Source organism: Chryseobacterium sp. JM1 (assembly GCF_000737715.1).
GTDB lineage: Bacteria > Bacteroidota > Bacteroidia > Flavobacteriales > Weeksellaceae > Chryseobacterium.
The window spans coordinates 1-23,215 of sequence record NZ_JPRN01000011.1 but is presented as its reverse complement, the minus strand read 5'-3'; the positions used below and the strand labels follow the sequence as shown (position 1 = coordinate 23,215).

24 protein-coding genes are annotated in these 23,215 nt (G+C 38.7%); 4 read left to right on the top strand and 20 right to left on the bottom strand.

The features are described from left to right. Positions 1 to 303 precede the first annotated feature (303 nt). From hemL to IW22_RS16935, 4 genes are all read right to left on the bottom strand, one after another. Complete coding sequence (gene hemL / locus IW22_RS16950; RefSeq protein WP_034728747.1) at positions 304 to 1,587, bottom strand: glutamate-1-semialdehyde 2,1-aminomutase; 1,284 nt, start codon at positions 1,585 to 1,587, stop codon at positions 304 to 306. A 75-nt stretch (positions 1,588 to 1,662) separates the two neighbouring features. Beyond that, complete coding sequence (locus tag IW22_RS16945; protein WP_034728745.1) at positions 1,663 to 2,724, bottom strand: glucosaminidase domain-containing protein; 1,062 nt, start codon at positions 2,722 to 2,724, stop codon at positions 1,663 to 1,665. A 16-nt stretch (positions 2,725 to 2,740) separates the two neighbouring features. Next, positions 2,741 to 3,649, bottom strand: a complete 909-nt coding sequence (locus tag IW22_RS16940) for a 1-aminocyclopropane-1-carboxylate deaminase/D-cysteine desulfhydrase (RefSeq protein WP_034728744.1) — start codon at positions 3,647 to 3,649, stop codon at positions 2,741 to 2,743. 531 nt (positions 3,650 to 4,180) lie between these two features. Continuing rightward, on the bottom strand, positions 4,181 to 4,507 hold the full coding sequence (locus IW22_RS16935) for a hypothetical protein (protein ID WP_034728742.1): 327 nt from the start codon (positions 4,505 to 4,507) through the stop codon (positions 4,181 to 4,183). Positions 4,508 to 4,547: 40 nt separating this feature from the next. Here IW22_RS16935 and IW22_RS16930 point away from each other — a divergent pair, with 40 nt between their 5' ends. From IW22_RS16930 to IW22_RS16920, 3 genes are all read left to right on the top strand, one after another. Further along, positions 4,548 to 4,730: a DUF5522 domain-containing protein gene (locus tag IW22_RS16930; protein WP_007842321.1), complete on the top strand. Its 183-nt coding sequence runs from the start codon at positions 4,548 to 4,550 to the stop codon at positions 4,728 to 4,730. Position 4,731: 1 nt separating this feature from the next. Then, a complete protein-coding gene (locus IW22_RS16925; protein WP_034728740.1) occupies positions 4,732 to 5,262 on the top strand; it encodes a DUF4136 domain-containing protein in 531 nt (176 codons plus the stop codon). A gap of 329 nt (positions 5,263 to 5,591) precedes the next feature. After that, positions 5,592 to 7,118, top strand: a complete 1,527-nt coding sequence (locus IW22_RS16920) for an endonuclease (protein ID WP_034728739.1) — start codon at positions 5,592 to 5,594, stop codon at positions 7,116 to 7,118. Positions 7,119 to 7,191: 73 nt separating this feature from the next. Here the strand turns inward: IW22_RS16920 and IW22_RS16915 are convergent, their stop codons facing one another. The 15 genes from IW22_RS16915 to namA all read right to left on the bottom strand — a co-directional run bounded on the left by IW22_RS16915 (position 7,192) and on the right by namA (position 21,741). Beyond that, complete coding sequence (locus IW22_RS16915; protein WP_034728737.1) at positions 7,192 to 7,845, bottom strand: hypothetical protein; 654 nt, start codon at positions 7,843 to 7,845, stop codon at positions 7,192 to 7,194. Positions 7,846 to 7,915: 70 nt separating this feature from the next. Continuing rightward, the gene (locus tag IW22_RS16910; protein WP_034728736.1) at positions 7,916 to 8,569 is read right to left on the bottom strand and encodes a hypothetical protein; all 654 of its coding nucleotides are present in this window, start codon (positions 8,567 to 8,569) and stop codon (positions 7,916 to 7,918) included. A gap of 12 nt (positions 8,570 to 8,581) precedes the next feature. Then, a complete protein-coding gene (locus IW22_RS16905; RefSeq protein WP_228384060.1) occupies positions 8,582 to 9,397 on the bottom strand; it encodes a hypothetical protein in 816 nt (271 codons plus the stop codon). Positions 9,398 to 9,405: 8 nt separating this feature from the next. Then, positions 9,406 to 12,069 (bottom strand): OmpA family protein, encoded by a 2,664-nt coding sequence (locus tag IW22_RS16900; RefSeq protein ID WP_034728735.1) that lies wholly within the window; start codon positions 12,067 to 12,069, stop codon positions 9,406 to 9,408. Between the two features lie 11 nt (positions 12,070 to 12,080). After that, entirely contained in the window at positions 12,081 to 12,569 is a 489-nt protein-coding gene (locus IW22_RS16895; RefSeq protein WP_034728733.1) for a DUF4280 domain-containing protein, read from the bottom strand. A gap of 1 nt (position 12,570) precedes the next feature. Continuing rightward, a complete protein-coding gene (locus IW22_RS16890; protein WP_034728732.1) occupies positions 12,571 to 13,608 on the bottom strand; it encodes a hypothetical protein in 1,038 nt (345 codons plus the stop codon). A gap of 19 nt (positions 13,609 to 13,627) precedes the next feature. Next, complete coding sequence (locus IW22_RS16885; protein WP_034728731.1) at positions 13,628 to 14,668, bottom strand: hypothetical protein; 1,041 nt, start codon at positions 14,666 to 14,668, stop codon at positions 13,628 to 13,630. A 38-nt stretch (positions 14,669 to 14,706) separates the two neighbouring features. Continuing rightward, positions 14,707 to 15,006: a hypothetical protein gene (locus IW22_RS24265; protein WP_131401752.1), complete on the bottom strand. Its 300-nt coding sequence runs from the start codon at positions 15,004 to 15,006 to the stop codon at positions 14,707 to 14,709. Positions 15,007 to 15,010: 4 nt separating this feature from the next. Next, positions 15,011 to 16,432, bottom strand: coding sequence for a T6SS phospholipase effector Tle1-like catalytic domain-containing protein (locus IW22_RS16875; RefSeq protein ID WP_034728729.1), 1,422 nt, complete (start codon positions 16,430 to 16,432; stop codon positions 15,011 to 15,013). A 63-nt stretch (positions 16,433 to 16,495) separates the two neighbouring features. Next, entirely contained in the window at positions 16,496 to 17,470 is a 975-nt protein-coding gene (locus IW22_RS16870; protein WP_228384059.1) for a DUF2931 family protein, read from the bottom strand. A gap of 64 nt (positions 17,471 to 17,534) precedes the next feature. After that, on the bottom strand, positions 17,535 to 17,705 hold the full coding sequence (locus tag IW22_RS24450; RefSeq protein ID WP_156122705.1) for a hypothetical protein: 171 nt from the start codon (positions 17,703 to 17,705) through the stop codon (positions 17,535 to 17,537). 1 nt (position 17,706) lies between these two features. After that, positions 17,707 to 19,638 carry a type VI secretion system Vgr family protein gene (locus IW22_RS16865; protein ID WP_034728723.1) on the bottom strand — a complete coding sequence of 644 codons (1,932 nt, stop codon included), beginning with the start codon at positions 19,636 to 19,638 and terminating at the stop codon, positions 17,707 to 17,709. A gap of 158 nt (positions 19,639 to 19,796) precedes the next feature. Further along, the gene (tssD, locus tag IW22_RS16860) at positions 19,797 to 20,201 is read right to left on the bottom strand and encodes a type VI secretion system tube protein TssD (RefSeq protein WP_034728721.1); all 405 of its coding nucleotides are present in this window, start codon (positions 20,199 to 20,201) and stop codon (positions 19,797 to 19,799) included. Between the two features lie 185 nt (positions 20,202 to 20,386). Then, complete coding sequence (locus IW22_RS16855) at positions 20,387 to 20,680, bottom strand: DUF2752 domain-containing protein (protein ID WP_034728720.1); 294 nt, start codon at positions 20,678 to 20,680, stop codon at positions 20,387 to 20,389. Positions 20,681 to 20,688: 8 nt separating this feature from the next. Next, entirely contained in the window at positions 20,689 to 21,741 is a 1,053-nt protein-coding gene (gene namA / locus IW22_RS16850; RefSeq protein WP_034728718.1) for an NADPH dehydrogenase NamA, read from the bottom strand. A 100-nt stretch (positions 21,742 to 21,841) separates the two neighbouring features. Here namA and IW22_RS16845 point away from each other — a divergent pair, with 100 nt between their 5' ends. Next, positions 21,842 to 22,324, top strand: a complete 483-nt coding sequence (locus IW22_RS16845) for a cytidine deaminase (protein ID WP_034728716.1) — start codon at positions 21,842 to 21,844, stop codon at positions 22,322 to 22,324. A 50-nt stretch (positions 22,325 to 22,374) separates the two neighbouring features. On the opposite strand, the gene IW22_RS16840 is transcribed toward IW22_RS16845, so the two are convergent. Then, positions 22,375 to 23,215: IS3 family transposase (locus IW22_RS16840; RefSeq protein ID WP_117616592.1), on the bottom strand; the 841-nt coding region annotated here is incomplete at its 5' end.

The window sequence follows — 23,215 nt, the reverse complement described above, 5'->3', positions numbered from 1 at the left end:
AATAGAAAGAACGGAAAGGATGAAGGTGTACGGTTTATTACAATCTTTGTATGATTTATTGGATGGCTTAATTTGTTTTATTCTGAAAATATAAACCATTAAGATTTAATAAGCTTTTAAGAATATTAAGTTTGAGCTTCGCTTTAAAACACACGCTTAAAAAAAATCAAATGGTTTTTTTCTTAACTTTCCTTACCTCCTTCATTCATCTTAATGTTTCAAATATTAATCATCGCAAATTTTATAATAAAAATAAAACCGGATTCTAAAACCCGGTCCTATTATAATGTATTCGTTTAATTTTTAAGAATAATCAAAATTTCTTACTGCTTCAAGCGTCATATCAATTTCTTTATCCTTGATCGCATCACTGATGAAATACGTTTCATAGCCACTTGGCGGAAGATATATTCCATTCTGAAGCATCTGGTGAAAGAAATTATTAAACAAAGAATGATTGGAAGCTGCTGCCTCATCAAAATTGGAAACGCTGTTGATGTGGAAAAACACAGACATCATCGATCCTTGTCTGTTGATTTTATGGGCAATTCCTTTTTCATTCAGAATTTTTCCGATTCCAAAATCCAGTGTTTCTGCTGTTTTGTTGATTCTGTTAAAGAATTCCGGATCATTTTTGATCAGCTGTAATGTTTTCAATCCTGCTCTCATAGCCAATGGATTCCCGCTTAAGGTTCCAGCCTGATAAACACCTCCTTTAGGCGCTAGGTGATCCATGATTTCGTTTCTTCCTGCAAATGCACCTACCGGAAGTCCTCCACCGATCACTTTTCCGTAAGTAACAAGGTCAGCTTTCACATTATACAATTCCTGTGCGCCTCCGAAAGCCAGTCTGAAACCGGTCATTACCTCATCAAAAATCAATAAGGCTCCGTTTTCATCACAGATCTTTCTTAAGTTCTGAAGGAAATTATTTTCAGGAAGTACACAACCCATATTTCCGGCAACCGGTTCAATGATTACGGCTGCAATTTGTCCCTGGTTGTGACGGAACAGGTCTTCTACCTGCTCAAAATCGTTGTAACGGGTCAAAAGAGTATCTTTAGCTGTACCTTCCGTTACACCCGGAGAATTCGGGTTTCCGAAAGTAGCTGCACCACTTCCTGCCTTGATCAGGAATGAATCTGAGTGACCATGATAACAGCCTTCAAATTTAACGATCTTATCTCTTTTTGTAAAACCTCTCGCCAGTCTTACGGCACTCATACATGCTTCCGTACCTGAAGAAACCATTCTGATCTGGTCTATATTCGGGACATTTTCTACGATGAATTTTGCAATTTCTGTTTCAAGTTCTGTAGGGGCTCCGAATGAAAAGCCTTTTGCGGCCTGTATTTTCAGTTCTTCCAGTACTTCAGGATGAGTGTGACCTAAAATAGCCGGTCCCCATGAATTGATATAGTCGATGTAAGTGTTATCATCTGCATCGGTAAGGTAAGCTCCTTTTGCCGATTTCATGAATACAGGAACTCCTCCTACTGATTTGAATGCTCTAACCGGAGAATTAACTCCTCCCGGAATGTATTGGCAGGCTTCATCAAATAAAGCCGAACTTCTTTGGTATTTCATATTTTAGTTGAACGTTGAAAGCTTATAGTTTTACAATTAATGAGCAACTGTCCACCAGAAACTTACAACAAAAAATTAATTTCTTGGTTTTTTATCAATCAAATAAATCAGCTGGCCTGCAGACGGTTTCTGTCCTTCGTCCATTCTGTTTTTTGCATACAATTTATGTAATTTGATTCCGAATTTCTGAGCGATATCGTGCATATCTTCACCGGATTCGGCTTTGTAGATGGCCGTATTTCCGGCAGAATTTTTAGATTCAAGGAATACAATATCATTTTTCTTTAATACATCGCTTTCCAGTTCATTCCATTTAACAAGTCTGCTCTCGCTTACTCTGAATTTATCTGCAATGAATTTTACGTTGGTATCTTCAGGAATAACAATATATCGTAAACCATCATTGGGATGGGTTTTGATAAGAATTGAATTAAGAATTTCTGCTTTTGTTTTGATCCTTTCCACTCTTTTTTGCTGCTGAGCATAAGAGGTTTGCTTGTAAGGAACTTCTACGGTAACCTGATCTTTAGCTTTTTTGGTAACCATTTTTGAAGGTTCCAGCTGAGCCATAAATGTCTGGTCATCTTTCAGGTCCGGATACATTTTAAGAACAGCATACAGAACTTCTCTTGAGCTGGTATCGTCGAACTCATACAGTCTGTATTTTTCAATTTTAGTGATCAGGATGGAAGCGTAACGGGGATTCGTTGCGTACCCTGCTTTTTTAAGACCATGTGCCCACGCTTTGTAATCTTTCATATTCAGATTGAAAAGATTCGCGTAATATTTTCTTGTGGATAAAAATACCGAATGATCTTCGTAGGACTGTCTCGGATCGTCATAAACACGGAAACATTCATTGGGAGCGTCATCCGTATGTTTCATGGTTTTTCCTGTCCAGTCTTCTTTACATTTTATTCCGAAGTGATTTTTGCCTTCCTGAGCCAGTCTGCTTTGCCCTCCTCCGGTCTCTAAGAGTCCCTGGGCCAATGTAATAGAAGCCGGAATTTTGTATTTTTCCATTTCCTCTACCGCATATTTAGCGAATTTCTGAATGTACTGGTCTTCAGTAGCCCAAGATTGAGCTGAGAATTTTGATAAAACTAAAAGGCTTACGAGTAAGAAAAGTCTTTTCATGTTTTTCAATTTTTACTTATATAATTAAATTTCTATTCTGTTTTTCCAAAAGCAGATTGGCTCCTTCAATACCCTGCAATCCGCCGGTATGAAAACACAAAACCCTGCTGTTCTCAGGAAAATATCCTTCATCTATCAGTTCGAAAACTTTCTGCATCATCTTTCCTGTATACACCGGCTCCAAAGGGATACCGTATTTCTCTTTAAAATCATTGATAAAACGGATGTTTTCATCTTTTATTTTACCATAACCTCCAAAACATGAATCTATTAGATTAAAATTACGTCCTGAAGTTAATTCTAAAATTTTATTCTCAAGTGAAGCATCGTCAACGACTTTAAATCCTATAACTTTCTGATTTTCTTCACAAAATTTTGCTATTCCGGCAACCGTTCCTCCGGTTCCGACTGCGGTGCAAAGATAATCAAAATCTTTTGTTTGGTCATTCAGCATCATTTTCACGCCTGCTACAGCCTCTTCATTGGTGCCTCCTTCAGGGATGATCAGGGCATTTGGAAATTCGTTCTGTAAAAATTCCATCAGTTTTTCTTTGTGGCGGTATTCCTCACGGGTGACAAATTTCAGATTCATCCCGTTTCTTTTCGCAAAAAGCAGTGTAGGATTATCACGCCATTTATGTTCCAGCTCTTCACCTCTTATGATTCCGAGTGTCTGAATACCCGACAAGCTTCCTGCAGCAGAAACCGCAGCAATATGATTGGAGTAAGCTCCGCCGAATGTAATGAGATAAGGGTTTTCCGGGTTTTTCTCCAGATAGCTATTGATATTGTAAAAGAGTTTCCAGTATTTGTTTCCGGAGATTTGGGGATGAATAAGGTCTTCTCTTTTGATGAAGAGTTTTATATTGTTCTGAATAGGTATTTCCTGAATGGGAATGGTTTCTGCCGGGGCTTTTAATAGCATTTTTGTTGTTTAACTATTATCTGCAAAATTAGTAAAAGATTTGTGTTTCTGTGGATTTATATAGATGATGAGAATCATTTTGCTTTTTGACGATAGAAAATGCAGAAAATGTTAAGGTTATTTTTTTTATCACGGATGACACCGATTTTCACAGATGATGGTGTTAAATGCATTTGTGAAAATTTGTGGGCGTATTTGTGGAATTTGTGTTTAAATTTTTAGGTTTTGGCTAAAGCCGGATAAAGGCGGTTTATTTGTTGAAGGTGGGCTAAAGCGCATCCCTATTGAATTTTAAGATCGTTTTTTATTTTTATGATGGGAAATACAGAAAATTATGAACAATTATTTTTTTAACCACGGATGACACAGATTTTCACAGATGATGATGTTAAATGCGTTTGTGATTATTTGTAGGAGTATTATTTGTGAAATTTGTGTTTAAGTTTTTAGGTTTTGGCTAAAGCCTACTCCTATTGAATTTTAAGGTAAACATTTTACATTTTACATTTTACATTTTACATTTTACATTTATTACAAATACTTCCTGAAATTCCAGAACTTCCTTTTCTTCAGATAATCCAGATCATGTTCGTTTGCGTAGGCTTCCCGTTCAAATGAGATCCTTTTATAGGCAAGGAAACCATTTTTGAGTTTGAAAAACCAGTAGTAATATTCGATGACGTAAACAATATAAAAGAAAATAATAAGCATTTCCAGCTGCTGTCTCAAATGGATTTTTTCGTGATTGATAAGTACATTATTTTCCTTATCTTCGGGTTTCCTAATGAAGATAAAGGGAAAGAGAGCAATGCCGTTAATTTTTAATTTTTTTAATGGCTTTTGGCATATAATTATCATACTAACAAATATAAAGTTTTTTGACTTAGAGATTTAACTTATGGCCCATTATGACATCAAAGAAGGTGAAGACTTCTACTATAATGAACAGGGGTACAAGGTTTTTACGGAAAAATTCCATCTGAAAAGGGGGTATTGCTGTAAAAGCGGCTGCAGACACTGTCCTTACGGGTACGATAAAAAGACGGATACATTCATTAAAAACGATAAAAAAAATAAATAAAATGAAAAAATATATTTTTATTTTGTTAGCTACGGCTGCATTAGGCCTTACATCGTGCAGTCCTTTCCAGGTGCGTTCAGATTATGCGGAATCTGCCAATTTTACGACTTATAAAACCTATAAGATCAGAATTGACGATCTGAAACTGAATGATATTGATAAAGACAGAGTTTTAAACGAGTTATCGAGACAACTCCAAACTAAAGGGCTTCAGTCCGGCGAGAATCCTGATCTGATCGTTAATGTAAAAGCGAATCATAAAAAAGTAACCGACATTACCAACAGCGGTTCTCCTTACGGAATGTGGGGATGGGGCGGTCCTTTCGGATGGGGTGTTGGTATGAGCAGAACATGGACGAGCAACTATAATGAAGGTGCAATCATCGTTGATCTGATTGATTCTAAATCCAACAAACTGGTTTGGCAGGGAATCGGAAGCGGAATTTCTGTGGATTCTCCAAAATCTAAACAGAGACAAATTCCTGAGATTATGGCTGAGATCATGAAAAATTATCCTCCTCAGAGAAAATAAAATTTATTTAAATCAATTTATATATAATCCGGTGCAGTTTTTCTGTGCCGGATTTTTTTGTATTGAATGTAAAATGTTAGTTCAAACGCAAAAGGCGCAAAAGATTTTTTATCTTCATATTGTTTTAAGGCGCAAAGATTTTATCTCCGATAAAATTGTACTCCGCCATCATTGTGGAAACTGAAAAACAGGTTACCATATCATGCTATAAATTCAGTTAAATATTTTATCTGTAATCCTGATAAACTGCATGCGGTACATTTTAAAATTAACAATTATGTAATTTCTTATTCGGGAAAATATAGTATTCTTACAGAAATTTTATTGATATGAAAAAATTGATCTTATGTACTGTAATAGCGGGGTTTGCCAATGCCCAGGCTCCTGCAGGGTATTACAATTCAGCCAATGGATTAAGCGGTGCCGCGCTTAAAACGGCATTAAGTTCTATCATTACAAGCGGACATCAGGACAAAGGCTACGGTGGACTTTGGACAGGCTATAAAACGACTGACATTGACAAAAATTACGAAAATGACGGCTCTATCATGGATATTTATTCAGAAAAACCTTCAGGAGCCGATCCTTACAAATATACTCCGGGAACGAATCAGTGTGGAACGTACTCAGTAGAAGGAAACTGCTACAACAGAGAACATATTGTTCCTCAAAGTTTATTCAATGAATCAGCACCGATGGTTTCGGATATTCACTTTATCAGAGCTACGGACGGAAAGGTGAATGGAATGAGAAGCAATTATCCTTTCGGAAAGGTAGGTTCGGCCACATTTACTTCTAAAAACGGGTCCAAACTGGGAAGTTCTTCTTCTTCAGGATATGCAGGAACGGTATTTGAGCCGATCGATGAATTTAAAGGGGATGTAGCCCGAATGATCTTTTATTTTGTAACCCGTTATCAGAGCAAACTTTCTACTTTTTCTTCGGGTAATATGTTAGGAAGTTCAACATTTCCGGGACTACAGACCTGGGAGCTGAATGTGCTTCTGGCGTGGCATAATCAGGATCCTGTTTCGGCAGCTGAAATTGGAAGAAATAATGCTTCATATACTTATCAGGGGAACAGAAACCCATTCATCGACAATCCTAATTATGTGAATCAAATCTGGGGTTCTTCTAATCCTGGACCTACAGATCCGGGAACACCTAATCCAGGAACAGGCTGTGTGAACGAAACGTTTGAAACAATTCCGGCTGCCAATGCTTCTTATACGACAAGAACATGGACAGGAAGCGGAATTTCTTGGACTGCAACTGATGCCAGAACAGACCAGACTATCAACAGCAAAGCTATTACGGTAAGATCAGGATCTTTAACTTCAGGAAGTTCTGCGAACGGTATCGGATCACTGACAGTAACTACGCAACTCAAGTTTTCTGGAAGCAACGGAACTTTTGATGTAAAAGTAAATGGAACTACAGTAGGAACGGTACCTTACAGCACTACTGCAACTACGACGACCATCAATAATATCAATACTTCAGGAAATGTGACGGTAAGCCTTGTGAACAGTTCGTCCAGCAACAGAGTAGCGATTGATGACCTAAAATGGACTTGCTATTCAGGAAGCGCCAGACAGGCTCAAAAAGCTGCTGTGGGAGAAACTGCTGTTCAGGAGCTTCAGGTCTACCCTAACCCGATTTCAGGGCAGGAAATCTTCGTGAAGGGAGATACTAAGGATATCAAAAAAGCAGAGATCTATAATCTTCAGGGGAAAACACTTGAGACGATTAACAGTCCTTTTAAAAATGGAAATTCTATTAAGATCAAAAATCTTGAGCAGGGAATTTATATTTTAAAACTTGACCAGACTACTTTGAAGTTTATTGTGAAATAATCTGCTGACTAAAAATAATATAGCCGGTTCAATATTCTTGAACCGGCTTTTTTTTACTTAAAAATAATGTTTCTTATTTCATGTACTGATACCACGGAGATCCCTGTGGTGTAGGATATTTTAATCCGAAGACCGCATCGTTCCTGTAAGCATCTTTGGTCACGGTTACATATTTATTTCTGATTCTTCCATCGTCTTCAATAGAAATACTCAGGATGGAATAGTTTTTCCCATCGTCCCAGAAGAAAGATGTAGGATAGGTAAAAGAGTTTTTCTCACCCTGGTTCCATGATACTTTATCCGGTGCCACTTTTTTAAGCTTTTCAAAAATCTGCTTTACCATTTTAGCATCTACAGTTGCCTTGTCTGTTACGGTAGCAGTAGGTTTCCCATGTTTTCCTGCAATTTTTTCAACAAATTCCAGAGAGTTTTTTTCGGCTGCATTGGTATCGAGTGCCCCTACTTTTCCTTTGTATACGGTAATTCTTGTCCCCATTGTATTGTCCAAAGAAATTCCTCCATAGGTCAATCCTTTATTTTCATCTGCATAATATTGAACTACGTCCGGCTTGCTGCCTTTGTCTTTCAGAAATACATCTTTATTTTCAAAATCATACTTCGTTGCTTCTTCGCCCAAAGAGACGGATGAAAGATCAAATGATTTATTTCCGCAGCAGATATTAATCAATACCACGAAAATCAATATCAGGAATTTTCCTTTTTTCATAATAGTTTATATTTTGATTTATTAATGTCATTCCCTTTTTCTTACTTTGTGAAAACAGGTTAAAGTATTTTTATTGTTTTAAATAAATGAATATGACACAGAGTAGGTTGATCAAAATGAGTACCAGCCCTGCTCTCAAAGACCATCTCAGTCTTTTTTTCATGCTATCCGATGTACCGTAAGTACCAAGCAGTGCCGCAAAAAATGCAGCAACCCCAGTAAAGACACCTCCAGCGGCCAGCATTACCCAATCCAGTTCTATAGAATTGGTATTCTCCTGATTTTCAGTATCTGTAACTTTCACTTTTTCTCCCAAAACCGGCGGATCATTGCTGGTAATATCCAGTGTTTTTACAATTTTCTTACCATTGGCATCGGTGTATTCCACTCTTGGAAAAAAGATGACTCTGTCGCTGTATGAGGAATTTGAAAAGTTTTTACCTTTTGTGATTTCTTTTTTATATCCTATCACAGTAGCGGTATATTGGGGTTCATCAAAAGTTCTGTAGGCTTTCTCCCAAAAAAATGAGTAGGATAAAATGAACGCTAATCCATTAATGGAAACCATTATTAACGAAACAAAAAACAAGAGAAAGGCCTTCTCAAGAAAACCTCCTGTTTTTCCGGAATTCTGTTTTTTATCCGAAATTTTTGAAAAAATCCTGTATCCTAAAAATATAGAAAACAGAACAACCACAGCTACAAAACCTCCAAAAAAAGTCATTATCCCTATATTTTAAATAATACTGAATCCTTTTTCCTTCGTTCTCATGTGAAGCTTGATTTCCATTTCAATATTGCCCTGCTTTTCAAGATCGGGACTTATGAACTGAAGCGGCTGAGATCCGTCTTTTCTCATGAGTCTTACCAACTTACCATAGCCCATGATTTCCAGATGCAAATCAGCCTCATTAAGTTCCTCAACAGCTAAATTCTGGCCAAACAACTGACCGGCACTGTCTAAAAACCTTTTTTTCCGGTCTTCGGTATAGTATAAAGCCTGTTCCTGAAGCTGCATCTTGTCATGAGACATTTCCAGGTACTTTCCGGCATTGTGCTCAACCAATACAGCGCGTATCTGTTTATAATATTTGAAAACATCGCTGAAGAGGTCTTCTTTTTTCACATCTATAAAATCTACCGAATGCTGCCAACCGTCCAATACGAAAGGAAGTTCCACTTCTATTTCGCTGGCCACATTAAACGTGGGATGCTGAACATTCTCTGTGAGTCCGTCCCATGGAGATTCCATTTTAGGACGAAATTCAGCACGGGATGCCTTCCAGTTATCAAAATCTGCACAAAAGAAATCTACCGATAAGGTATCATCTTCATCCAAAACATTTTTTCCCAAACGCGGATACATTTTTCCAACTACCTGATATTTCCCACTCTGAAGCAGTGCCTGGTTGATCATGGTATCTCCTCCGAATCCGCCTTCTTTGGTCTCATCTCCGTACCAGTCTATGACAGGAACATCATTCACATAAATGGTTCCCGAACAATACATTCTGGGATAAACGGAATATAATGGTTTTTTAAAATTATGCATACCTGAATTTAAGTTAAATATTTTTTATCCATATAGTAAGTCTCTTCTTTCATCACCTTTTCTTCTACTTTGAAATTACTTTTCCACCAACCTACTTCGCCTTCTATTTCTACAGAAAGAACGACTCCTGAAAATTTCAGAACAGGTTGGATAAATAATCCTGTCGTATCAGAATCTATCACAATATCGCCTCCAAAATAGGAATCTGCCTTGGCCGCCGCTTTAAACGTAACAATGGGTTTTGCTTTGGTTCCTTTTACCGTTCCTACTTCAATACTGATACTGAGTTCTATGGTAGCCCCCATTTTTCCTCCAATCGTGGTTTTACCCTGCATATTGATCCCGTTAATACTGTCAATTTTCAGGGCATCCACCATAATTTCCAGCTCACCATAAAATGTAGCGGTAAAGGTCACTGAAGCGCCCAGTTTTTCAAGTCCGCCTCTGAATTTATTGATAAGTTTCGCAGCAGCAGGGTTACCGGTTGCTCCATAAGAAGCTACCGCAATAGCTGCGCCTATGATATCAATAACGACCTCAGCGCCTATCAGCGGTTTGAAACCAAAACCTACTTCACCGATGACACTTAAAGAAGCTCTTTCATTGACTCTTTCCAGATACCACTTCCCTACAACGGTAAATTTAGGATATCTGAGATTGAAACCAACAGGAATAGCGGTTTCTTTGGCAGCACTCTGAGCATAGTTGATGGCATTCTGAACAATATTTACAGCCGTGGCGATCATTCTGGCGACCAACTCTATTTTATCTGCAAACTCGTTGGTAAAGCTTCTCTTTTCCCGGCCGGCATCCCATTCTGCGGATAATCCTACGCCTACATTGATCGGAACTTTTCCGTCTTTATTCAATAGCATTCTTTTGTACCCCGCCTGTCTGGATTTTTCCTGATGCTTGGCGTAGATATTCCCTGCCGGCATATTGGAGGCTTTATAATTGGAAACATTCACCTGAAATTCTAGTGCGAGTTCCCATTTAATATCCGGATAGGCTTTAATTAAAACCGTTGTTCGTTTATCATTACTGAAATATCTGCAACTGTGAATGTTCATATGGAACTGATTCGGATTGGTTGCTATAGGCCAGATATACTGTATGGGAGCAGCATTGAACCTTGACATATTCGAGTAGACTTTATAATTAAAAGACGATGGGGCAAAAGTCTGTTTGGTATCTCCTTTATCTACCGCCTGACCTACGTCGGTCATCAGGATCTGCTTTTTATGCTTGTTTTTACTTCCGTGGTAGCATTCATTGGTATCAAATCCGGAGATATCGATTGTGAGATCTTTTTTCGTTGATTCCGTTGGAGCTACGACTTCATAATTAATGGTCTGGGCATCATGAGCATTGAATACAAAAGAAATATCTACCCTCCGGTTACTCTCATAATCTCTTTCATTTTTGAACCGGATATTATCCTTGCCCATTTTATCGTCTGTAGGATCTACTTCTCCTTTCCCGACAGAAATAATCCGGCTTGGATCAAGGCCGCCATCTGCAAAAAATTTCTTTACAACATCGGCTCTTCTCTGGGACAGTCCTTTATTGTAATTCTGTTTTCCGATCACACAGGCATAACCACTCAGATTCATGGTTGAATCCTTGTGTTCTAAAAGAAACTTGAGCACGTTATTGAGAATGGCTACCCCGTCTTTATCAATGACCGTAGAATCAAATTTATAATAGATTGTTCTCTCTATACGCTCCTGAAGGGCAGCTGACTGTATTTTTTTAATTCCTTTACCGTTATCAAAAACAGTTACCGTTGTATTACTGGCTTTCCCGTCTTTTACTTCACTTTCGGTGATCTTGATCATTTCAAAGCGGCAAGGTTCCTGACGGACGGAATTTACATCCGGTTTGTATACTTTCGTAGGGGTTTGATTCTTGCTGACATTGGCATTGGTGGTGACCACTTTATTTTTTACATTCAGATAAATGGCGTGAAGATCATCACCTAAATTATCTTTAATGTACTGTTTGGAAGCGGTATCTTTTACTTTGATATAAAATTCTTCTACATTCTGGATGTTATCTACATGAGCCATCCATGAGTAGGTATTTTCTATTTTTAAATTAACCTCTCCGTCTATGACCTGAACATTATTGTAGACATGAACCAGCTTATCTTTTTTTGCAGTCTGCTGATTCCAAAGCTCTATCGTTAAGGTATTTCCGTTAAGGCCTTCCGTCATCAGATTAAGATAAACTACGTGTCCGTAAGAAATAAAATTGATCTTATTCTGGTTTTTGATGCTGGTTTTACTTCCTCTTTGAGTCGTCCATTTGCTGGTAACAACTTTAGGATCACACCAGCCCTTTACATAAAGCCCGGCAGTGTTTTTAGGATCTCTTTTTCCAGACAGACTTGCTTCAATATAATAGTGATAACTTCCGCAAAACTGTTTGGAGATCAGAAATTTGTAGCCTCCTTTTGAAGGTGCCTGATTGATGATGATTTTCCTATTATTGGTCTGCCTCATCCAGATAATTTCTTTCTTTTTATCTTCGGCAGTAGTTCCGGGCAGCCATTCTTCAACGCCAAAATAAACCCACTGATCAGGTTTTAGCGTTACTCTCTGGCCTTTCACCGACATATCGGGATAGTAAAGTCCTTTTGTAACCTGTATTTTTTTTACTCCTTTAGCCATTTGTCTGTCGTTTAGATTACACCATCTTCCCCACCATAGGCAGGCTGTTCATTATACATTTCTTCTGAATCCACCAGTGGATTGATCTGCTGCTGTACATCCTTATCCGCATTTTTAAAATTCTGCGGGCTGCCTTCCGTTCTCTGTCCGTGGTCTATGATTTCAATACACGGCGTTCCGGCAATGGCACAGATGGCTTTGCTGGTTTCCACGATGATATAGCCGCCGTTATTAAGCTGTACTTTTTCATAAAAATCTTTCCACTCCGTGACCATGATTTTGCATGGCGGTGGCGGAACTCCCATTTTGATGCAGTTACCGAATGTATTTTTCTCGAATGTTGCCGCTCCTATTTCTTTCGTGGTGACGATCAGTTTTTTAGAGGCGCTTTTATCGTTCGCGTATTCTTTCTGGTGTGAGAGCACTTTGAGTTTGTCCGGAAGCTGTCCGAACTGGCATTTGCACATAGCACCCTGTACTACAATATGTTTTTCTGCCATGTTAAAATTCTTTATTTGAAATTACTACTCGGGTTAAATATTCATTTCCAAACTCAAGACGGACAAAGGAGGAATTCATCTTGAAAGTCACTACGGTCAGGGCTTTTTCTGAATTTTCTTCCGTTTCTCCTACGGTCTGATAAAGCTGAGCGTTATATCTTGCAAATTTTTGTTTAGATTCTGATGGTGAGCTGTCATTAAACACCAGGCCATACGGTAATCCAGACACCATATCCTGTCCGTAATACTGGATAGCATAATATTCCAGACCGGTACTCATATTCGCATAAATCATATTGAAATCGTCGAAATCCCAGTTGGAATATTTTCCGCCTTTGCAGTCTTTACATTCTGGTTGAGTGGGCTGTACCTGTAACAATTTTGTAAAGGTATCGGACGTTGCCGGTAACGCAATAAACTGTTTTTTCCCGAACAGACTCTGTAGTTTTTTTGATTTTTTTTCCTGCTTTGGATTTTCTGCGATCATATCCGTTGTGGTGACAGCCGTAGTATAGGTAGTGGCCGCTACGCTATCGGTTTCTGATGAATCATCATTTGAAAGTTCCGGGCGTTTGTAGTTTAGAAGAAATTCTTTGATCTCTTTCTCTACTTTCCCGGTGGATTTAGTCAGTTTGGTATCTACTTCTTTTTTCGACCAGCTGTCCGGAATTACTTTTTCAAGAAAAACAGTGACTTTTGTGCTTTTCGCAGAAACCTTTTTCATATTGACATTCCATACGGCCTGTTGGATAAACTGTTTAGATTTAGCGCCATTCTTCAGGGCCAAAGTCAGGTAAGGATTTTTTTGGTCACCTTCATATTTCAGATTATAAAGATCAACGGTTGTTGAAAAATTGGTATCTGATGCCGCGGCAGCTTTCGCTTCGTCCTGGGTGAAATCGTTTTTAAAATCAAAAATAGAATTCTGTAAGGTCTCGATATCTTTCGGGACATTAAATTCCACTTTTTGCCCGAAATACAGGCTAAAGCTCAATATAAAAACAAGAATGGATAATTTATGATTTGGTTTAATTTTCATTTTGTTAGTTTTTTTTCAATTATTCAGTCAGCATCGCAATGACTACTGATATTTTCTTTTTCTTCTCAAGTTGCAGGTCACATTCCAAATACATTGATTTCACCAATAAATTCTGCCCATTCAGATAATAGACAATCCTGAAATTCCCTTCATGATTCATCACCGGGTTATCTTCAATGATCATTGAAAAAGGAGCTTTGTTGATGAAATCATAGGTACTTCTTTCATCATTTAATTTTCCTTCACCTTCTACATTAACCAGACCGGATTCTCCTTTCAGCGGATCAATTTCCAGCTTTATTTCGTATTTCGGTTCTACCGGATTATCTACCACAGGGAAACTTTCCGTGACCTCTGTTTCATAATCCTGTCCGAAACTCTGATAAACCCCAAAAAACAATGTTCTGATGAAATAATCATTCTTAAGATAAAGACTGATCACCTCCGGTTCATCTATTATTTTTTCTATCTTTTCGCAGTAGCTGTCTACCGTTTCCCCTTCAAATTCTTTATAAACTTCTTCTTTTACAGCGGCCCATCTTTCTTTAAACACCGAAACATTTTCCACCGAATTGAATTTCCCCTGCTCATCTACACTGATCTGTAGAGGATACAAAACCTTGGATGTTTTATAGGCCAGCAGATCGGCTATTTCATTCACTTCCTCTTCGTTCAGAAAAAGGTTGGAGGTTCTGTCTATTTCAAAAAAATGCAGCCTGCTCTCGGTTTTCAGCCACCGTACTGAGGTTTCATATTTCAGTTCATTCTTGCGGTCGTTGCTTTCCATATTGATAGAAACGCCATATCTGTAAAATGAATTTTCAGGTTGAAAAGTAAGGTTGTTTCCTCTTCCGAACGGCACCAAACGCGTTTTATCCGTCACCGCTGTTCTTGGAAGAAAAAGTTCTTTCTGGCCTGTAAGCTCAATCAGGATCATATCCTTGACGTCGCAGTGGTTATTGTGAAATAACTTTAAAGCACCAGCATCTAAATGGTACAGCGAAGCTATACTTTTCAGGCTCTCCCCTGTCTGGACGGTATGTATGTTAAATTTCTGCATAAAAATAATCCGGCATCCCTGTTCTCTGTCAGTTTTTCTTACTTAATGCTCAATATATAAATGATCAGCAGTGTGATACCCGATGCCATCAATATTAAATTTGTACTCCTGTTCTTATTATTCTTGGTAAAAAAGCCTGCTATAATCTCTATTAAAAGCAATAAACACCATAAGACAATCCAGCAGAGATTTAAAACCAGATCCATCGGAATAGACATTCCGCTGTTTCCTCCTATGGATTGCACCGGATGGAACCACGAGTCCCAGTGGTCATACACATAGATCAGGACAAATCCCAATAATAAAATTCCTACTCTTACTGCCAGATGTTTATTCATGTAACTACGCTTTATGAATTACCCTTTGTCTGTCTGAGGTAGGATCCATTCCGATGCCTTCTCTTCTTGCAGACCAGTGCAGGTATTTATTTCTAAGAGTCCTCAGGTCTTCCTGCTCTTTCATTTCTCTCTGATAGTCGGCGTATTTCTGTTCCGGTATGGATGCTCCACCGTAAGCGGTCTCAACATCTTTATATCTTTTAAAAACGTATTGTTTTCCATCTGCCATGGCATAAGGTCTCAAGCGGTCTTTCACCCTTACGAGCAATTCATCCGATGAAATGGAATAGGTTTCGTCTGTAAGTTTTTTTATCTTAAGCGGAACTGTTTTTTCAACGCCGTACTCTGCCATAAAATGTAAAGGAATATAGCTGTAGGTCTTTTTCAAAAATTCACGTTCTCCTCTTAACGACAGATAAAATCCGGGGGTAATTATCAGCTCTTTACCATTAAACCATCCATCATTGATCAGCTGTTGTCTTAATGTTTTTAATTTTGTACTTGTTGTCCATGAAGTTTCCACTTCTTCCCAGATTTCAGGTCCATCTTCATAAGCTCCGCCTACATCACAGTGTACACCTGGAAATATTTTTTCTGTTCCTATGCTTACATTGGTAAGGTCAAAGTTTTCTCTGTGCTCATTTTCAGCGACAAAATGGATAATCGTTTGCGCTCTTCCAATATCATCCAGCCCCAGTTCTGCCACATCATTATGGAAATTAGGTTTTGGAGAAAAGTTTTTGGAATAGGACGAAACCGTATCATAAATCCCCAGAAATCTCACCTTCAGTATGCCTACTTCAATTCCGGCTTCCTGTAATTTCAGCCCCAAATGTCCCCATTTTGGAAGATCCTCGCCTTCTACTCCGGTTCCATCGCTGTCCGAATGGGACGTAACAGTCATACCTTCATATGAAACGGTGGTAGTTTTAGCTTTATATTTTGATTTTCCTATTTCATGAACGAAATTTCGCGCTGCGGCAGCACCACGGCTGAAACCGAAAACATCAAAAGTAAGGACGGCAATCTTATCCGCTTTTTTCGAACTCTTAATGTTCTTTACTTTTTTCACGATCTCTTCGCAGCCTTTTCGAACTTTTCCACGGATCCCGGTATCTCCAGTTCCGAAAGCATACCCTAGCATAGAATCTTCCTCCTTATCTTCCGTTCCGATTCCTTCTATATAAATGCCAAAATTTTTATCGTAATTATCCCATAAACGCGCTACATTACTCCAGTCGTTATTAAAACTGTTGTTGTCACTGGGTTTACCTCCGTTTTTCTTGTAGTCGGCCGTTTTATCCCTTCTTTCGATGGTATTGGTCTTGTTGTTCAAAGTTCCGTCAAAAAACACCCCAAGAGTAATATCTAACACTTCCTCTTTGGATATTTCCGGTGTATAATCTCCAAATTTATTATTGTGCATGGTTTTATTTTAATTTTAATGACAGATTTTAACAGGTACAGAAATTCTTTTCACTGTTGCTTCTTACTCTATTTTACGGGAAAATCTGACCTTCGAATTTTTGATCGGCAGTTCTTCCTTTTCGTTCTTTAATGATAAACTCGCGCCTGTATTATCTGCATTCACTTTAATGACAAGATCTATATTCTTTTCTTTTCCCAGTTGATGGAACAGTTCAAAGATTTCTTTCTCGTCAAAAGCATCCACCCATACAGCGTATCTGTTTTTATTCTTATCTCTCCAGTAAAAACCGCAGAATTTCGGAACTGCACGATTTTTATAAGTATCACCAGTCAGGGTTTCTCCGAAAAGATTTTCCTGCTCGCCGTTATAATTATTAAATCCGAAATCGATCCATTCACTTCCTTCCGGCAGGATTACTGTGGGTTTCCAGTTAAATTTCTCTCTGTACACCTCATAGATATCCGGAGCGGGATAACCTTCTTTTTCTATTTTAGCTCTGGTTTCAGGCTTGAATGTTTCATAGGAAGGGTCTTTAAGCATTCTTTCTGCAAAACCTTCTTTCAGCATATATTTGGCGTTATCGTATGCTTTTTCCTGAGTAATGATGGTATCATGAGCCTGAAAAACACCGACTTCTTTCTGGTTTCCCGGACCGTTGATCCAAAGAACGACTTTTCCTTTTGGAGCAAGTCCAACAATAAAATTGGTGTAGGTCGTTTGTTTACCATTATCCTGATCGATAAATCCTTTTTCAAAAAGTCCTTTGATCTTCTCTTTATCCAGGTCCCATTTTCCGGTATAAAATGTATTTTCCACCAAAGAATACCAGGTAAATTCCAGTTTATTGGGAATATCCATCTGGCGGGTTTCTACGCTCATGGTTCCGCCTTCATTTCCCCAGCCTGTATTTTGGGTTCCCCAGATGGCATCGAAGCTGTAGGTGAAATCATCTGCAATGATGCCTCCTTTGTAAACTTCCATAGGATATTCCATGGGTGCCGAAACGGTGCCTAGCCAGCTGTATTTTTGTTCCATTTTTTTATTTTGACAATTGATGAGTGAGAAACTACCTGCAATAAAAAGAATCAGAATTCTTAATTTACTTGTTCCCATGAGACATTATTTTCTTATTGCTTGCCAAAACAAGGTTGTTCTTCTGTGCTTCCACATTGATCTTCTGCGCAATTTTTTCAACCTTTTTGCCTACATTCAGATGGTACGTATCATTCACCTTGATCTGTATATTTTTAGCTGTTTTGATGATCGCCATATTAGAAAAGTTTTGATTTTTCAGCACTGTTGAATTCTACAATCTTGCCGCTCTGCATCGTCATATTTTCAAGCTCGCTGAACATGGATATTTCTCCGGCTATTTCATTAGACGTCTCGGATTGTCTTTTGAATTCTTTTTCTACCATTTCTGTTCTGGTGTCCGAAGATTCGCGGATGTCACCTGTAGCAGTCTGTACGATATCTTTTCCTGCGGTTGAAATAATGCTGTTATTAGCCGAACTGTTGATGCCTTCTCCCGCACTGATCGAAATTTCTTTTCCGGCGGTGATATTGATATTATCTCCTGCATTCAGTGTAAAGTTTTTAGGAGCTTTCATGCTGATATTTCCTGCGCCATCCATAAAATAGATGTTTCCGCTGGGATCCATAATCTTTACGCTTCCTTCTTCGTCATTCATCAGAATCCTGATTCCGCTTCGGGTCTGGATAGACTTCAGGTGATTATTGATACCGCCTCCTAAAGCGATTCCTCCATGAAACATACCTCCCATAACGAAAGGTCTGTCGGGATGGCTGTGAACAAAATTCACCATCACCTGATCTCCCACTTCCGGAATGGCTACATAACCTCTGTTCTGCGATATCTGATCTGTTCCTCCCGCATCAGGGCTCATCATTCTGATAAAATGGGTGGTATCGCTGGTCTGCCAGTCGAACTGCACCTGTATTCTTCCCTGTCCTTCCGGATCTGTATTGGAGATAACGATGGCAGTTTGTGGTTCTGCTTTAGGAATTCTGTATTCCGGTCTCGGAAGAAATCCTGTATCTGCTGCTATTCCTGCAAAGCTTCCTTTGTAATGACCGATTGTATCAATTTCATGTTCAGCTTCCGTGATCATAATTCTTGTAAAATAGGATGTCTCATTGGAATCCTGTTTACGCATCTGAACATCGGCTACACATCCCGGATGAAGGAATGGAACCGTAGTATTCCCTGAAATAGAGAAAACATTGACCGCCTCACTTCCTGAAGCACTTTTCTGTGAATATTCCACATCAAGATGAGTGGAGGCTTTGATAGGCGCTATCTGAAGCGCAGGGGTTTTGTAGATGCTGTTGTTGTGATCGTAAGCTGTTTTTGCAATATCACTTACATGCTGGATGGGTGTAGAACCTGAAGTAAGTTTTTCATGTTTGTTGCTATTGTACCCGTAGTACTGGGGTTTGGTGTGTACAGCTTTCAGTTCCACCTTAATATCATTGGCACTGCTTCCGTAGGTCAGGGTAATCGGTTTATTCTGAGGCGGAAGTTTCCCGAAATGCAGGACTTCACCATCATAAAAAAACTGTTCGCCATATGCTTCGGCCATTCTTGCCAGATAATTGTAGTGGGTTTCGTCGTATTGGCTGCTGTAGATGATCTGGGAAAAATTATTGGCATCGATTCTGATATCGAAACGGCCTCTGTCGATTCCCTGTTTGATCACTTCTTCGGCAATGATTCCCATATTGACAGGTTGGTTTCCTCCAAAACTCTGAATATGGGCGGCTCCGTCCAGCAGAATAGTAGGACTGCATCCGGTAAGCACAATGTTTCCAAGACTCATTTTTTCCTGACTGAATGCCACTCCGGTGATGATTCCCACAAAGGTTCGTTCCGGGCTGTTCTCTATATCTTTATAGGAAATAACTGCCGTAAGACGTTTCCCTAGAAATTTATTGGCATCTTCCAGTGAATGGGTCTGGCGGTCTCCCAAAGTATCATGAGCCAGAGTCAGCGTAAATTCGTGATGACGCTGGGTACTCTGCTTCAGTTTAAAATGCTTATAAAATTTGATAATTTTCCCTTCTATGACTAAGGAAAGCTTTACCAGACGGTTGATGCCGGTATGATGATTCTCGGATACCCCATCTGCATTCTGTGCCGGGCGAAAAGCTGCACCCTTTGGTTGTTCTGGTGTAGTAGACATATTTTATAAAGTGATTTGTGTTAAAATGTGTATATTATTCATCAAATAGGGAATTTTTGAAAACAAACAAAGATTCCTTGTCAGAAAATAACGTTCACAACAGGTAAAAAAAGACCGTCTTGAGGGACAGTCTCTTTATATTTTTTACTACTCGGGACCTAGCTTAACGGCCAGAATCCTTCGTAAAGTGAATTTCCGTAAGAAATAGTTTCTGCACTTATAACAAAGCTTACCAGCATACTATTACTGTCAACGGCATCAAAATCCATTTCATGTTGAATTACGTATCCGTTTTCCCATTTCAGGGTAATCAATGTTCCTTCTTCATGAGATTTATTGAATGTAATTTCACCATTTGTAGGCTTGTATTTCCCATTCAGTAAGCTTTCCAGAATATCAGATTTTTCAGTTGCTTCTACGGTTACTTTGATCAAAGCATTTGACGGGTCAGACGCTACACGTCCTGAAACATCAGTAGATCTAGATACGCTGTAATTAAGCTTTAACAACTTTTGTCCTTCACCTCCATTGAATTTTAAGATTCCTCTTGAATTTCCTGCCATATTCTTATATTTTAATCATTTACGATTATACTTTTCATAAAGTTAGTCTAACAAAGATAGAGTTCATGCTCTAATTTAAAAAGTTTTTAGGGAAGAGATTTACATTTTGTAGTAATTCTACGACTTTTTTTCAGACCTCTTCATTGCTTATCAAAAAATATTGTCCCATTTTGATCTTTCATTTATCAGTGGGCATGCAGATAAAAATGTTTATAATAATACGATACGATCATAATAACCAGATTGACACCCACCATGATCATCAGAATATTTCCGTACTTCCTTTTTTTATCTACAAAACTCAGGCCTAATGTAAACAAAAACAAGAGCAATGTATAAACGGCCGGATACAGATGAAAAGCTTCTGAAAACTTGCCTTCAAATACAAGCACAATAGCTCTCTGGGCACCGCATCCCAGACATTCTATTCCCAGAAATTTCTTACTGGGACAGGTCAGCATAAAGTCTTCAATCTCCATCCGGAATGCTATGATGAAATTTTTGCTCTGGTATACTGATGTGGGAAGAAGCAGTCTTCTTTCATCTCAAATGATCCCTGCACAGCAATATAAGGGTTTCTCAGAATCTCCCTCGCCACAAAGATCAGATCTGCCTCTCCTTTCTGAAGGATCTCTTCTGCCTGCTCCACTTTGGTGATCAAACCTACAGCCCCGGTTTTCACTCCGGCTTCGTTTTTAACCTGAGATGAAAAAGGAACCTGATAGCCATCAAATACAGGTATTTTAGCTCCATGAATATTTCCTCCGCTTGAAACATCTATAAGATCTACGGAATGTTCTTTTAAAATCTTAGCCAGCTCTACACTATCGTTAATATCCCACCCATTTTCAGCATATTCGGTGCCGGAAATCCTTACAAAAAGAGCAACATTCTCGTTGAGTTCTTCATTCACAGCATCTACAATTTCCAAAAGAAAACGGATCCTGTTTTCAAAACTCCCTCCATATTCATCTGTCCTGATGTTGGAAAGCGGTGATAAAAACTGATGAACCAGATACCCGTGAGCCCCGTGAATTTCTATGAGATCAAAACTTGCTTTTACGGCTCTTTTGGCCGCTTCTTTAAAATTTGTGATCTGCTCTTTGATTTCTTCAACGGTAAGAACGTGTGGAATTCTTTCGGAAGGGTGATATGGAATAGCACTCGGTGCAATGGTCTCCCAACCTTCCTCAAGCGGGATCTGCAGATTGTTCCAGGTGGAACCTTTTCTTCCGGCATGGGCAAGCTGGATTCCTATCTTACTTTTTGACCGCGTGTGAACAAAATCAACGATTTTTCCGAGTTCTGCTGCCTGCTGATCATTCCAGATTCCCATACAGTGATTGGTAATTCTTCCGCGCGGCTCTACTCCTGTGGCTTCAACCATAATTAATCCTGTTCCGCCCTGAGATCTGCTTCCATAGTGCACAAAATGGAAATCATTGGCCAGGCCATTTTCGCATGAGTACATACACATGGGAGACATCACCCATCTGTTTTTTAGCTCTATATTTCTGAATTGTATTGGTGTATATAGCATTTTATTTTTTTGAATTTCAATTTAATGATGGATAAAAAAAACATTGTCCAGCTGATGAAAAAGAAGTAAATTTAGCCCCCCTTTTTAGTCTGACTAATATATGAAAAAAGACATACAGATCAGTTACGAGCACTTTAAAAATAGCAGTGAACTGAACGATATAGAAAAAACTCTTTTTAAAAGAGCAATCCAGGCCCGTGAAAATGCCTATGCCCCTTATTCCAACTTCCTGGTAGGATGTGCCGTTCTACTTGAAAACGGTGAAATTTACTCCGGAAACAACCAGGAGAATGCAGCCTATCCATCAGGATTATGCGCAGAACGAACGACTCTTTTCTGGGTAGCCGCCAACTTTCCGGATATGAAAGTGAAGAAGATCTTTGTAGTAGGCGGTCCAAAGGAATTTCATGAGAAAAATCCTCCGATTCCACCTTGCGGAGCCTGCCGACAAAGCTTAATAGAATACGAAACCAAGCAGAATGAAGACATCGATCTTTATTTTTCAAGCATGAATGATGAAGTGGTGAAGGTACATTCCATCAAGGATCTGCTGCCGTTTTATTTTGATTCTACGTTTTTGTAGGGGAATCGAGAATCAAGAATCAAGAGTCAAGAACCAAGACATGTAAATCCCTAAATAGAGTTGACCGTATTATTCTTTAATATCTCGTTGTTAAATATATTCAAAATAGGTTTATTAAATTTCATATTTTGTCTGCAATTCTCTTCAAATTTTTGAGGAGAGATTCTTCCAATTGCATTATGAGGTCGTTTGGTATTATAATGGTTGACCGCCTTTTTAATAAACATTTTAAGCTGTTCAAAGTCCTTTGGATTCCAATATTGGATATAGTCATTCTTTATGGTCCTATTGATACGTTCTGCATAAGCGTTGTCCTGAGCAGATGTACTCATACTTATTGTACAGTTGTGGGCTTTTAATAAATCAATATAATCCCTTGAAGTGTACTGACTTCCTCTATCCGAATGATGAACCTTTGGGGGATGGTGATTTTTCAATGCCATTTTTAAAGCTTTTAAATTGGCTGAAGCACGCATATGATCTGATACACTAAAACCTACAATTTTCTTGGTGTAAACATCTATAATAAACACGGCATAGTAGAACTTTCCTTCAATTGGAATATAAGTGAGATCTGATTGCCAGAGCACAGAAGGAGATGATATTTGCATTCCTTTTATAACGTTAGGGAAATAAATCTTTGAGGCAATTGTAGTTCTTTTATAATTTTTTTTGATGCCTAAACGATAGCCCAACTGCATGAAAATCTCTATAAAACTATCTCTACCAATGAAGTCAGGTTTTAATGTATAGTACATTTTTTCAACTCCACAACCCGGATGTTCCCGCCTTAGTTCATCAGCATCCAGAATCAAAGCTGCAAGTTTTGTATCAAATTTTTCCTGCCTTTTTGCCTGCTGATGTACAGCCTGTTTACTGATGCCAATAGAG